Origin of the sequence: Flavobacterium sp. MFBS3-15 (assembly GCF_026107645.2) — a bacterium.
In the GTDB taxonomy this organism is placed as follows: domain Bacteria; phylum Bacteroidota; class Bacteroidia; order Flavobacteriales; family Flavobacteriaceae; genus Flavobacterium.
Map to the genome: position 1 here is coordinate 12,492 of NZ_JAPCHV010000015.1, position 13,128 is coordinate 25,619.

12 protein-coding genes and 1 tRNA gene are annotated in these 13,128 nt (G+C 48.4%); 9 read left to right on the forward strand and 4 right to left on the reverse strand.

Annotated features, from left to right (window positions below; genetic code table 11):
* Positions 1 to 12 precede the first annotated feature (12 nt).
* Positions 13 to 987, reverse strand: a complete 975-nt coding sequence (locus OGH69_RS13310; RefSeq protein ID WP_265174977.1) for a cytochrome c — start codon at positions 985 to 987, stop codon at positions 13 to 15.
* Between the two features lie 403 nt (positions 988 to 1,390).
* Complete coding sequence (locus OGH69_RS13315; protein ID WP_265174978.1) at positions 1,391 to 2,236, reverse strand: helix-turn-helix domain-containing protein; 846 nt, start codon at positions 2,234 to 2,236, stop codon at positions 1,391 to 1,393.
* 164 nt (positions 2,237 to 2,400) lie between these two features.
* Here OGH69_RS13315 and OGH69_RS13320 point away from each other — a divergent pair, with 164 nt between their 5' ends.
* The 4 genes from OGH69_RS13320 (at position 2,401) to OGH69_RS13335 (ending at position 4,496) form a co-directional block, all read left to right on the forward strand.
* Positions 2,401 to 2,955, forward strand: coding sequence for a 2'-5' RNA ligase family protein (locus OGH69_RS13320; RefSeq protein WP_265174979.1), 555 nt, complete (start codon positions 2,401 to 2,403; stop codon positions 2,953 to 2,955).
* 135 nt (positions 2,956 to 3,090) lie between these two features.
* Positions 3,091 to 3,705, forward strand: a complete 615-nt coding sequence (locus OGH69_RS13325) for a 2'-5' RNA ligase family protein (protein WP_265174980.1) — start codon at positions 3,091 to 3,093, stop codon at positions 3,703 to 3,705.
* 74 nt (positions 3,706 to 3,779) lie between these two features.
* The gene (locus OGH69_RS13330) at positions 3,780 to 4,364 is read left to right on the forward strand and encodes a hypothetical protein (protein ID WP_265174981.1); all 585 of its coding nucleotides are present in this window, start codon (positions 3,780 to 3,782) and stop codon (positions 4,362 to 4,364) included.
* A 58-nt stretch (positions 4,365 to 4,422) separates the two neighbouring features.
* Positions 4,423 to 4,496 (forward strand) — tRNA-Ile (locus tag OGH69_RS13335).
* 173 nt (positions 4,497 to 4,669) lie between these two features.
* Here the strand turns inward: OGH69_RS13335 and OGH69_RS13340 are convergent.
* On the reverse strand, positions 4,670 to 5,890 hold the full coding sequence (locus OGH69_RS13340; RefSeq protein ID WP_265174982.1) for a hypothetical protein: 1,221 nt from the start codon (positions 5,888 to 5,890) through the stop codon (positions 4,670 to 4,672).
* A 138-nt stretch (positions 5,891 to 6,028) separates the two neighbouring features.
* On the opposite strand from OGH69_RS13340, the gene mce reads away from it, so the two are divergent.
* The 4 genes from mce to OGH69_RS13360 all read left to right on the forward strand — a co-directional run bounded on the left by mce (position 6,029) and on the right by OGH69_RS13360 (position 9,751).
* The gene (gene mce, locus OGH69_RS13345; protein ID WP_265174983.1) at positions 6,029 to 6,430 is read left to right on the forward strand and encodes a methylmalonyl-CoA epimerase; all 402 of its coding nucleotides are present in this window, start codon (positions 6,029 to 6,031) and stop codon (positions 6,428 to 6,430) included.
* 113 nt (positions 6,431 to 6,543) lie between these two features.
* The gene (rbfA, locus tag OGH69_RS13350) at positions 6,544 to 6,936 is read left to right on the forward strand and encodes a 30S ribosome-binding factor RbfA (RefSeq protein WP_265174984.1); all 393 of its coding nucleotides are present in this window, start codon (positions 6,544 to 6,546) and stop codon (positions 6,934 to 6,936) included.
* A 1-nt stretch (position 6,937) separates the two neighbouring features.
* Positions 6,938 to 8,143 carry an ABC transporter permease gene (locus tag OGH69_RS13355; RefSeq protein WP_265174985.1) on the forward strand — a complete coding sequence of 402 codons (1,206 nt, stop codon included), beginning with the start codon at positions 6,938 to 6,940 and terminating at the stop codon, positions 8,141 to 8,143.
* A gap of 183 nt (positions 8,144 to 8,326) precedes the next feature.
* Positions 8,327 to 9,751: an MATE family efflux transporter gene (locus OGH69_RS13360; RefSeq protein ID WP_265174986.1), complete on the forward strand. Its 1,425-nt coding sequence runs from the start codon at positions 8,327 to 8,329 to the stop codon at positions 9,749 to 9,751.
* 88 nt (positions 9,752 to 9,839) lie between these two features.
* On the opposite strand, the gene dusB is transcribed toward OGH69_RS13360, so the two are convergent.
* Positions 9,840 to 10,838 carry a tRNA dihydrouridine synthase DusB gene (dusB, locus tag OGH69_RS13365; RefSeq protein ID WP_265175076.1) on the reverse strand — a complete coding sequence of 333 codons (999 nt, stop codon included), beginning with the start codon at positions 10,836 to 10,838 and terminating at the stop codon, positions 9,840 to 9,842.
* 267 nt (positions 10,839 to 11,105) lie between these two features.
* Here dusB and OGH69_RS13370 point away from each other — a divergent pair, with 267 nt between their 5' ends.
* Positions 11,106 to 13,124, forward strand: coding sequence for a T9SS type A sorting domain-containing protein (locus tag OGH69_RS13370; RefSeq protein WP_265174987.1), 2,019 nt, complete (start codon positions 11,106 to 11,108; stop codon positions 13,122 to 13,124).
* Positions 13,125 to 13,128: the final 4 nt, after the last annotated feature.

Below are 13,128 nucleotides of genomic sequence, written 5' to 3' on the forward strand. Positions count from 1 at the left end.
TAAATGCTTCAATTATCTTTTTTGGTAGCGCTCTACCCTGTTCTTTATCGGCTTTAGCGATTTCAGGTAGGCATATATGGCCTCAAGGTCCTGCTCCTTCATACCCGCATACATTCCCCATGGCATGGGTGTGTTCAGGTCGCCTTTGCCCATTTGCGCAGGCACATATCCTGCCGCTGTATATATTTTAAACCTCGAAACGAAAGCCTCGCTTGTCCAGGCGCCAATGCCGGTCTCTGCATCAAAGGTGATGTTGGGCGAGCGCACTATGCCGGCTGGCTGTACAAACTCCATTCCGCCCCCAAATTCGGTCCCGGGAATGATGGCCCCCTTATCGGTCCTGCTGTGGCAATCGATACAGCCTGTAGCGTTTACCAGGTAAGCACCATACTTTACCTTGTCAGACGCATCGGGTATCTTTTGGTAATCGGCCTTCACCGGCATGGTATTGATGAGCAGGCTCACCGGAAAATCAGGCTCCGACGCTGCCACATCCTTTGCCACCGGGTCCAGCGTACGGATGTAGGCTATGATGCTGTATACATCTTCCCTGTCCATTTTGCCAAAACGGTGGTAGCCCATTACAGGGAAGAGTGCATTCCCTTCCTTATCTACCCCCGCCGTAATGGCACGCAGCAATTCGCCATCGGTCCATTTTCCCAGCGCATAGGGCGTTATGTTCGGGGCATAAAATTTGCCCGGGAAACCCATGTCCTGGTTAAACACCTCGCCTCCTGCCCCAATGCCTTCAGCTGCCATCGGGCCTGCATATTTATCCCATTCGCGCTTACTGTGGCAGTCCATGCATACCGCTACGTGATGGGCCAGGTATTTGCCGCGCTCAATGCGTTGCGGAGTGCGCTCTACAGTAATAACTTCCGGTTCGCCCACATCGGGCAATGCAATTTTAATGTATGCCGCAGCACCCAAAAGGAGCACTGTAATTACTCCCAGGACGATGCCGGCAACTTTGAAAAATTTTTTCATCCTGCTTTTGTTTTATCCGGTGCAAAGATGACGTTGAAAAATTAGATGCTATTGTATAAATGCGACAAAATGAAGTGATTGAAACTTTTTTATTAAGACAATTTAACAACGATTGATTTTAACCACATAGATACATATCTTTTAGATGACTACACAGTCAACAAAACTTCTATGGACCATACTTTGTGGTTAGAAAAAATTTCACCACAAAGTACACGAGGTTTTTCACCAGGAACACTAAGCAGAAATGATAAAATCTTTACGCTGAAAGGACACAAAGCTTTGTGAACTCCCGCCTTTGGCGGCGTTCACTGTGCACCTTGTGTAAATCTTCGTGCCCCTTGTGGTTAGAATAACATTTTTCCCCTTCCAAACAAGTGTGTTAGAAAAACCATGCCGGCAGTTAAACCGCTTCGTTAAAAAATATCTGGTCGGTCAGGGCAAGCGGTTTTTTCAGGAAGCATTCGGCATGGCGTATCACCCCGTTGGGCGCCTCTCCGGAAAACTCTTTAAACTCCCTTATAAAGTGCGCCTGGTCGGCATAGCCCAAAGCATAAGTAATGTCGGCCCACCGGTGCACGTCTTCCAATGCGGTAAGCGCATTCCGGAACCGGATGATGCGCAGGTAGCCCTTGGGGCTGGTGCCCATGCTTTCCTTAAAGCCGCGCTGAAGCTGCCGCATGCTCACGGCTATGGAATTGCTTACTTCCCCGATGCTAATGTTGCCCTTGCTCCGGCGGATCATGTCGGCAGCGCGGGTTATGTAGTGGTGCCTGAATTTCATCTGTTCCAGCCTTCCTGAGAGGAACAGGTTGCAATGCTCTACGATGCCCTCATTGTCCATGCCGTACAGCGGCAGGTGCAGGTCCTGAATCTCTTTGCCGAAAAACGCTTCGAGCGCTACAAAATTGCAATAGAAGGATGCGGCGGGCACATTGAACAGCATGGAAAACGTTTCGGGCTTGAAACGTATGCCAAAAATGCGCGCCTTTCCTTTCATCTTATAATATACGGGCTTGCTGTAAATGCCGTGAAAAAAAGCGCGCGGAAGCGGTTCCCAGGCATCGTCGAGAAGGATATCGCATATATTCGTGTCGGGGTGGATGAGCACTTCGAGCATGCCCAGGGGCACGCAACGCTGTACAGGCGACTCTTCTGCCGGTTCGCCGTCAAACTCCTGCACCCAGTAGCACTCTACATGGGGTGCCAGGTGGGGTGCCGGCGGAAATTCGTAATAATGGATGTTCATTGGTTGATGATTTGGATTGATGATTTCTTTATAGACGTATAAAATCTTAAAAGGTAACAGTGAGCCATTAAATTTTAACATAAAAAACCTTCCCAATATGTTTTAACAACTCATTACAACAGTGATGGTTATTGCCATTTGCACAGGATTATTATATTTGTAATATGCCACAGCAAAACCTGTATTTCATAGCGCTCCTGCCGCACGATGCCGTATCGGACGACATTACCGCATTCCGGGAAGACTTCGCCCAAAACTACGACAGCAGCCGTGCATTGCGCAACATGCCGCACATCACCCTCAAGGCACCTTTTAAGCTGGACAGCCGCGAACATGGCACCCTGCTCAGCTGGTTTGACGGCATCCGCCCGAATACCGGCGCATTTACGGTGGAGCTGGAAGATTTTGGGAGCTTCGACAACAAGAACAACCCGGTTATTTATGTAAAGCCTGTCATGACTCCCCAGCTGGAAGCATTGCAGCATTCGGTAATCAATGCCTTCGAGAACAATTATCCCGAAATTGGCATCCACTATGTTGAGCGCAGCTTCCACCCGCACATGACCATTGCCTACCGCGACCTGACACCCGAACAATATGAGCGCGCCATGGATGTGTACCGGCACAAAAAGTACAGCGCCTCCTTCAGGGCCGACCGCTTTTTCCTGCTGCAGCACAACGGGGAGCAGTGGAATGTTGTCAAAGAGAAAAGTTTATAGGCCCGGGTTTGGTACCCGGGGATGCTTACCTGCCTTTGGTTAAATTAATCACTTCAAAATTTACACATTATAAGCTAAAATGCATAGTGTCCCAATTCAGTTGAATATCTTATTTTTGCACATCAAGACCCCGGAATGGCCAAAAAGAATACCGCACAATTAAGCCTGTTTGCAGTGACCGTATATGAGTACCTCATATTGCTGTCGCCTTCTGACCCTATAAAGGAAGAGGTAGACCGCATGAAGGAGCTGCTGCACGACATGATAGGCCTGGAGCCGTATAACCTTAACTCGGTGGCGCACGTATCCTTATTCAAAACCGAAGCCGCCGAGAATGGCCCTGTGGTGCGCCAGGTGAAAAAGATAGCAGCGGGGGCCGTGCCTTTTACCATTACCCTTGCCGGGCATGAGGTACTGAAGCATGGTGGCGTATCGCGCACGCTGTGCCTGAAGATTGAAAACCCCGAACCCATAAATGCCCTGGTAGCGCTGCTGAACCCTGCACCCGAAACCAGGCGCAGCTACCGCCAGACCAGCATACTGGACAAGCGCACCCGTGCCAAAAAAGTAATACACCCACACGTAACCATAGCCCGCAACATTGCCACAGCCGATTTTGAACGCATTGAAGATTTTTCGGCTTTCGATTTCTCCGGCGAATGGCTGTGCGACCGCATTACTATCCTGCGGCGCATTGCAGGGACTACCGGGCATTTTTCGCCGGTAAGCGAGGTGGTTTTCGGGGGGTAACAAAAATCTTTTTTGGGGATTGAATAAAAACCGAAAAATTGTATTTTTATAGCACCAATAAAAAACAAACTGCAATGAAAATGAAACTCATAGCCCTGGCATGCCTGCTGTTTTGCGGCATTGCGGCACAGGCACAAACGCTGCTGGTAAACAATACCGACAGTGCTGCCGGTACCCGTATAATTAAAACCAACAACCACAAGGGTGGCGAACTTAGCCTGGATGACAGTGTTGTAAAAGGCGGTGCCGTGTTCTTTTCGGCAGGCTACCAGTCGGCCACCACATCCGGCAAGCTTGTGGAAACCTATTTCATCGACCTCAACATCGTGCACAACGACAACCGCCTGGGGTGCCTGCAGGAGCTTGACAGCCGCATAGTGCTGACCCTTGCCGACGGCACTAAAATAGAATGCTTCCAGATTTCGGAGTCCGATTGCGACAAAGTGGCGTACCACGCGACTTTTGCGCTGATGCCCAGAGGCGGGAAACTGGATACCATGAAGGAAAATTTTGAAAAACTATTGGGCGCCGACATTGCAGAAATAGCAATAATTACTACCGAAGGCAAGCTGGAGTACAAAATTAAAAAAAGCAGCAGGGACTACCTGAAACAGCATTTTGCGCTGATTGACAAGACCGTGAAGGCAGCAACGAAATAATCAGCAGAAATAATTTGGATGCAATGAAAAATAGTAGTAATATTGCAACCTCAAAACCGGTCCTATAGCTCAGTTGGTTAGAGCACCTGACTCATAATCAGGTGGTCCCTGGTTCGAGCCCAGGTGGGACCACTGGTTTTTACAAAAGCCTTCACTACGTAGTGAGGGCTTTTTTGTTAGCAATTTGTCTCATATAGCCCAACCTGTTGCAAACCATTAAGGTTTTGTATGCCATAAAAAAACAGCGGTAACTCTCATTACCGCTGTTCAGGATTTCTCCCTAACTAACCCAAGTAACACATATTTTAATTGTGGTTATATGTCCAGTGTGTCGATTCGCCACTGCTGAGTGAACCGGTTTTGGTCATCACCACATTATTGTTATTCATAACCCTTATGGTAAAGTTGGACGAGGTGCTGCCGCTGCCGCAATCGCCAAAATAATCTACCCAGAAGGTATAGGTGCCTGATGGCCCGTTTTCCCAAAATACATTCTCCTGACTGCAGTTGTCGCCGCAGGCGCAGTCTACATCCAGGGTACCGCCCTGAACCGAAGTATTGTTATAACTTATTATCTGCCCATTTGGTGTCTGCACATAGAGGTCAAGGTCTACATTGCCGCTGTTGGTAAACTGCAGGTTGAACCTTGGGTTGCCGTTTTCGCCTGAAAGCCCGCCGCCGCCTTCGCATGCCGGGCCATCTTTTTCAAGGCATACCGGGGTAACAAACCCTCCGTCAGGGGTAGTGACTGAGCCGGTCTCCGTCGTGCCGTCTTCCCAAACCACAGTGTAATCGTATTCCGTATTTTCTTCAAGTATGAACTGGATCACCGAACAGTCCGTAAATGTTTCATATTGCCCGTTAAGCATGAGTAGCGTAATGTCATGGCAGAAAATCTGCGATACCTTATCATCCAGGTTAAAACGGATCTGGTGGTGTGCAAAATAGTAGTCCGAGCAGCGACCCTCAGTTTGGTAGTACTTGTTCAGACCGCTGAAAGTAACGCCATTGATGGTAACCGAGGCAAGGCATGACTCATCATGCGTAAAGGTTACACCCGACTTAGTAAGGGCGTCCCAGCCGCCATCATACATGATGTTGGGATTTTGGGCTTCACCGCCAACAGTCATGGGAGAACCATCAGCATTTGTGCCGCTCAGGTATATCGTACGCGTATTCACATCGATAGACCCTGTGATGTCTTCAACGCCCTGAAAAGCGCCCGAAGCTTCATCTACCGTAATATTATAGCTGTCGCCTACCTTTACAGACGTACCGCTCATGCTGCCTGTCAACAGGTTCAGCTTTGTCTCACCATCATCTTCAATAGTAACGTACCCTTCCAGTTCGGATATCTGCCCGTTGTTGTTTAGCGTACCCGTAAAAATCCCTGCAAACTCATACTCGGTAAGCGGCTTACCTGATAATCCATCGCCGGATGAGTCATCCTTGCTGCACGCTACGATCACCAGCAGGCATACAACAGAAAGTGCCAGTAGTTTTTTAAGTGTTTTTGTTGGTCTCATTTTGTGTTAGGTATTTAATTATAATTGAGTTAGGGACAAAAATACCCTTTAACAAAACGCAAAAACATACCTATTAGGGGGTATTTTCTTACTTTGCCGGACGGAAAATGTTTTAAGAATATTGAATATCTTTGGGCTATGAGAAAAATAGAACACATCGGCATAGCGGTCAGGGACCTGCAGACATCCAACCTGCTTTTTGAAAAACTATTCGGCGCACCGGCCTATAAAGAAGAAGAAGTGGCCAGCGAGGGCGTAAAAACTTCCTTTTTCATGAATGGGCCCAACAAGATCGAGCTGCTGGAAGCAACAAACCCCGACAGCCCCATTGCCAAATTCCTTGAAAAGAAAGGCGAAGGCATACACCACATCGCTTTTGACGTGGAAGACATTGTTGCAGAAATAGAACGCCTCAAATCGGAAGGCTTTACCGTACTGAACGAAACACCCAAGCGTGGTGCCGACAACAAGCTGGTGGCCTTCCTGCACCCTAAAGGCACTAATGGGGTATTGGTAGAGCTGTGCCAGGAGATCGGTTAATTATTCAATTCCACAATTTACTAATGTAACAATTACCTTATTAACCGCATTGGGAAAATTGGTACATTAAATAATTGGTACATTGGCACATTAATAATTGCTACATTTGCACTATGGAAACAAACAGGCAAAAAAAGATAGGCGCACTCCTCCAGAACGATCTGGTGGACATATTACAGGGTGAGATAAGGAAAAACGGCATCTCCAACCTGGTTATTTCGGTATCCAAGGTTGTGGTAACTTCCGACCTGTCCATCGCAAAAGTGTACCTCAGCGTATTCCCTTCGGAAAAAGGGGGCGAGATACTGAACGCCATCAAATCGAACGCCCCGCTTATCAAGCACGACCTTTCGCAACGCGTAAAGCTGCAGCTGCGCAAAGTGCCCAACCTGGTATTTTACATAGACGACACACTGGACCAGATCGAAAAGATAGACCGCGAGCTAAGCGGCGAAAACAACCCGATTAAAAATCCTGAACTTTTAGAACGACGCAAGAGATCATAATTTGGGCTTCCCTTTTTACATAGCAAGGCGCTACACCATAAGCCGAAGCAAAAGCACTGCCGTAAACATCATTACCGCAATTGCCGCTTTGGGCATACTGGCCAGTACCGCTGCGCTGTTCATCATCATGTCGGCCTTTAGCGGGCTGCGCGATTTCAGCCTCTCGTTTACCGATGCTACAGACCCCGACCTCAAGCTTTCGCCGGAGTCGGGAAAAACACTCCTTTTATCACCACAGCAGGAGCAGCAGCTAAAAAACCTGAAAGGCATTGCCGTATACAGCAAAGTGGCCGAGGAACGTGTGCTCTTCTATTTTGACGGCAAGGAGCAGGTGGCCATGCTTAAGGGTGTCGACAGCCTTTTTTCGCAGGTAAGCACAATGCCCGAAAAGCTGGCCGGCGGACAATGGCCCCTTACCGAAACCACACAGGCAGTGGCAGGCGCCGGAATTTTCAATAAATTATCGCTGGGACTGTTCGACTACAACCGTGTGCTTGAGGTGTATGTGCCAACACCGGGCAAGGGCCCTATCGATAATCCCGAAGAAGCCTTCAATAAAGGCGGGTTATCTGTTGTAGGCGTATATAATATCAATGACGACATCGACAGCAAATACGTTTTCTGCAACCTCGACCTGGCACAGGACCTGCTTTCTTTTGAGCCCAACAGGGTTACTTCGCTCGAGCTGAAGATGGCTGCCGGCGCCAATGAAGGCCAGGTGCGCCAACAGCTGGAAGGCATTTTCAACAACAAGGTTATCATCAAAAACAGGGCACAGCTGAACGACTCGCTCTACAAAATGCTTAACGCCGAAAACCTGGTAACCTACCTTTTCTGCTCTCTGGTAGTGGTGCTCACGCTTTTCTGTCTTGCCGGTGCGCTCATCATGCTCATACTCGACAAAAAAGAGAACATCCGGACACTGTACTGCCTGGGGACGGAAGTGAAGAGCCTGCGCAAAATATTCCTGTACCAGGGCATTTTCATTACGGCTTTGGGTACGTTTTTTGGCATGGCCATAGCCTCCGCGCTCATACTAGTCCAGCAGCATTACCAACTGTTCATGATTACTGACCAAATGGCCTACCCGGTTGCTTTCCGGTTAGAAAATGTAGCGATCGTACTCGCAACCATTTTCATTCTTGGCATTCTCGCCTCATTCATCGCCGCAGGCAGAGTGAATAAGAAACTGCTTGAAAATTCGTAAAATTTTTAGCATTCCCATAAAAAATTACTTTTATATTTGCGCTTTACTTCAAATCATATGATAGTATTTGCATTTGTCCGCACACGCCAAGCGTAACGACATAACCACCTTATCGCAAATATTTTTTGGCATTCGCGCCTCGCAATGCCGCTATCCTATTATCAATCTTATTCATAAAATACCATGACACAAAAAGGTAACTCCTCAAGTGCATTATCCCGCTTTTTTGCATTACTGAAGCAATCCCTAAAAGGCGAAAACCTTGACTTTACACAAGGCAGCATTCGCCGCGCGGTGCTATTGCTTGCCATACCCATGATGCTGGAAATGGCCATGGAGTCGGTATTCGCGCTGGTCGACCTGTATTTTGTAGGCCATCTTGAAAACAGCAGCTTTGCCGTACAAACGGTGGGCCTTACCGAATCGGTGCTCGCCGTGGTCTATTCCATAGCCATAGGTATGAGCATGGCTGCCACTGCTGTCGTAGCCCGGCGCATTGGCGAAAAAGATCCCGTGGCTGCGGCCAAAGCAGGCATGCAGGCCATCATCATTGCCGTGGCCGTAAATGTTGTTATTGCTGTATTTGGGTTCATTTATGCTACCGACATACTGGTTATCATGGGTTCGTCTCAGGAGTCGGCCGAGTTCGGCACCAACTTCGTGCGCATCATGATGGGCGGCAGCTTTGTCATCATGCTGCTGTTCCTGTTCAACGGTATCTTCCGCGGGGCAGGCAATGCCGCAATAGCCATGAAAAGCCTTTGGATAGCAAACATCTGCAATATCGTCCTCTGCCCCCTATTCATCAACGGGTGGGGGCCTGTACCTGCATTCGGGCTTACCGGCGCGGCCATTGCCACTACCATAGGGCGTAGTGTGGGTGTACTGTACCAACTGTATAATCTGTTTAACGGAAAGGGAATGCTCAAGGTTGTGGTATCCTACTTCAAACCGAACTTTGACCAGATAAAAGAACTGGTTAAGATTGCCGCTCCGGGTGTACTGCAGTTCATCATTGCATCGTGCAGCTGGATCTTCCTGGCACGTGTGGTGGCCCAGACAGGAGGCGACGAAGGTTCGGCAGGGTACCAGAGCGCACTGCGCATCATGATGTTCTTCATGTTGCCGGCATGGGGGCTTAGCGGCGCGGCGGCAACGCTCGTGGGCCAGAACCTGGGAGCTAAAGACGTGGGTCGAGCAGAATGCTCGGTATTTGTTACTGCTAAGTTCAATGCCATCTACATGGCCGCCATCATGGTCATAACGCTATTGGCGGCCGAGCCGATGATCACCTTTTTTACGGTTGATAAAGAAGTACATGATATTGGCGTGGAGGCCATCCGCATACTAAGTGCCGGATATGTATTTTACGGCATCGGGATGGTGCTCATCAACGCCTTCAATGGTGCGGGTGATACCAAAACGCCTACGTGGGTCAACCTTTTTGGATTTTGGGTATTGCAAATACCTTTGGCCTACCTATTGGCAAAACATTTTAAAATGGGGCCAACAGGCGTGTTCCTTGCGATACCGATAGCAGAGACCGCGATGACCATAATCAGCGTGATCCTTTTCAAAAAAGGGAGGTGGAAGCAGGTGCAAGTGTAAAACAGTTTTCAGTCGCAGTTTTCAGTACTGCTGATACATACAAAAAATGCCCGGCAATGTTGTCTGGCATTTTATATTTTAATGAAAACTAAACTGAAAACTGCGACTGAGGACTAAACTTCTCCCTTACCTCATCGAGCACCGCATATACGTCGGCAGCGGCATCGTGGGTTACCATGCGTTGGCGGTATTCCTTAAAGTTCGGAATGCCTTTAAAATAATTAGTATAGTGTCTTCTCGTTTCAAATACCCCTACCCTTTCGCCTTTCCAGTCGATGGCCCACTGCAGGTGGTTGCGGGCGGCCTCTACCCTGTCCTCGAGAGTTGGTGCGGCCAGGTGTTCGCCTGTAGCCAGGTAATGCTTTATCTCGTTGAATATCCACGGATAGCCAATGGCGGCACGGCCTATCATGATACCGTCTATCCCATAGCGGTTCTTATATTCTAATGCTTTTTCGGGGCTGTCGATGTCTCCGTTGCCAAAGATGGGTATGTTGATGCGCGGGTTGTTCTTAACGCGGGCAATGTGGCTCCAGTCGGCTTCACCTTTATACATCTGTGCGCGGGTACGGCCATGGATGCTCAGCGCCTTAATGCCCACATCCTGCAAACGCTCGGCCACCTCATCGATGTTGATGGAATCTTCGTCCCATCCGAGGCGGGTTTTTACGGTAACAGGCAGGTGTGTGCTGTCTACCACGGCTTTGGTAAGGCGCACCATCAGGTCGATATCCTTAAGCACTGCGGCACCGGCACCTTTGCAAACCACCTTTTTTACGGGGCAGCCAAAGTTAATGTCAACGATATCCGGGTTCACGGTTTCGACAATCTTTGCCGAAAGCGCCATAGCCTCCTCATCGCCGCCAAATATCTGTATTCCTACGGGACGCTCATAATCGAATATGTCGAGCTTTTGCCTGCTTTTCATCGCATCGCGAATGAGCCCTTCCGACGAGATGAACTCACTGAACATAAGGTCGGCACCGTGCGTTTTGCACAGCCTGCGAAACGGCGGGTCGCTCACGTCCTCCATCGGCGCGAGCAAAAGTGGGAATTCCGGCAGCTCTATGTTTCCTATCTTAACCATCGTTTTCATTTTGTGCAAAATTACGTTTTTTTCATGGAATGAGTACACTTGGATAGCTTCAGCGCTACCTTCATATTCTGTAGTAAATTCTTAGTTAAACCTGATTAACATAATTTTTTTCACATTAAACCCCTTCTTAAATAGCCCAATTATTACAAGATTAACAATGTTGGGTTCTTTATTAACAAAGGGTAAAGACATTTTGCCTGTTTAAATAGCTTCATTTGTAGTTAGAATTTAACTAATCAATTACTTTAATCTTATTATATGGCTAAAATTTTTACCCTTACAAAATTATGCGTGCTATTTATCCTTATCGTGGGCGGGTTTTCCTCGAATGCCCAAAGTATATGGACAGGTGCCGTAAATTCCAACTGGAATACATCAGGCAACTGGCTTCCTTCGGCAATACCTAACTCTGCAACGAATGTTATAATTCCGGGAAATGTTACCACTTATCCTATTATAACCGGCTCCGGCGGAATTGCTGATTGCGCTGATATAACTATAGATGCAGGAGCAACCTTGTTAGTGAATAGCGATGGCAATGGTAAGCTTCGCATTTACGGCAATATAACAAACAATGGGATATTGGATATAACCGACGGCACGCTCATTATGGCCGGCACAATGCCGCAAACAATCCCCGGGGATGCTTTGATGGACAATACGATACGCAATCTCACGATATATCACACAGGAACTTTAGGCAGCACTACACTGGGTGGGCCACTTAATATTACCGGAATACTTGACATCAATGGCGGCAGTTTAAATACAGGCGGTTTCCTGACACTGAAAAGCACCCCCGGAGCCACTGCAATGGTGGGCGAAGTAGACGGTATGCTTGCGGCAATCAATGGTGAAGTAACCGTTGAGAGATACCTGCCCGGCAAAAGGGCCTTCCGCCTTATCAGCCCTTCTACAACAGGAGGTACTATAAACAGCAACTGGCAGGAAGGCGGGTCTGCCGATCCGGGTTTCGGGACACACATAACAGGAACGGGAGGCGCTGCCAATGGCTTTGATACTACCGCTACAAACAATGCTTCATTGTTTACCCACACTAATGCCAATGCCACATGGCAAGCCGTTACAAACACTACCTCAGGAACCCTGACAGCAGGCACTCCCTACAGGCTGCTTGTGCGTGGTGACAGGACGGTAAATCTTGCCTCAAACACTTCTCCCGCTACGCCAACCATACTGCGCACCACCGGAACACTGGCAACAGGAGATGTTGTACTTACAGATTTTGGACCTGAAGGCGGTGATTTCAGCATGATTGGCAATCCGTACCAGGCCGTAGTGGATATGGGGGCCGTACTGGAAGATGCCAATAACCTGAACGCCGATTTTTATTATGTATGGGATCCAACCCTTAATACCCGGGGTGCCTATACAACAGTCACTATTGCACTGAATTCTAACACTACACCCGGTTCTGAAGCCAATCGCTACCTGCAGCCCAACCAGGCTGTGTTTGTACAAACCGATATGTCCTTAATGCCAACGTCACTGACATTTACCGAAGCGCACAAATTCGTCTTTTCTAACGCATCCCCAAATCTGTACCGTGAAGCAACAGACACACCCGAACCGAAAATAAGGCTGGCAATGTATGCCGGCGGAGCTGCCGTAGAGGCTGCCCTGGACGGTTTGCTCATCCGGTTTGATGATGCCTACAGCAACCAGCCAGACAATAAGGATGCAGTAAAGCCAACCAATCAGGATGAGGGCGTGGGAATTATGAATTCGGGAAAAATCCTTAGTGTGGAAAGCAGGCAAATGCCAACACCTGAAGATGTATTGCCGCTTGTTAACACTGCGTACAGAGGAACGGCATATACCTATAAGGTTACCGTGAACGACTTAGAGAACGTAACCGCCTACCTACAGGATAATTATATGGGTATTGCAACAGAGCTCCCCAACAATACTGAAACAGCGTATGATTTCGATGTCGATCCGGCAGTGGAAGCGAGCACGGCCCAAAACCGTTTCAGCATCATTTTCGCAGAAACCCTCGGTACAGGAAGCACTAACGGCACCGGGTTCAGCATGTATCCCAATCCCGTTTCATCAGGGACATTTACCATACAGCTGGCAACTGCAGGAAGTCCTTCGGTGGAAATCTACAACCAGCTTGGGCAAAAGGTCGCCTGCAACGTAACAGCACAGGGAACTGTTATTAACGTTACAGTGCCGGAGGCGGCAACAGGAATCTATATGGTGCGGGTAACCAATAGCGGGAAAACTACTGTACAAAAACTAATCGTAAAATAAATTA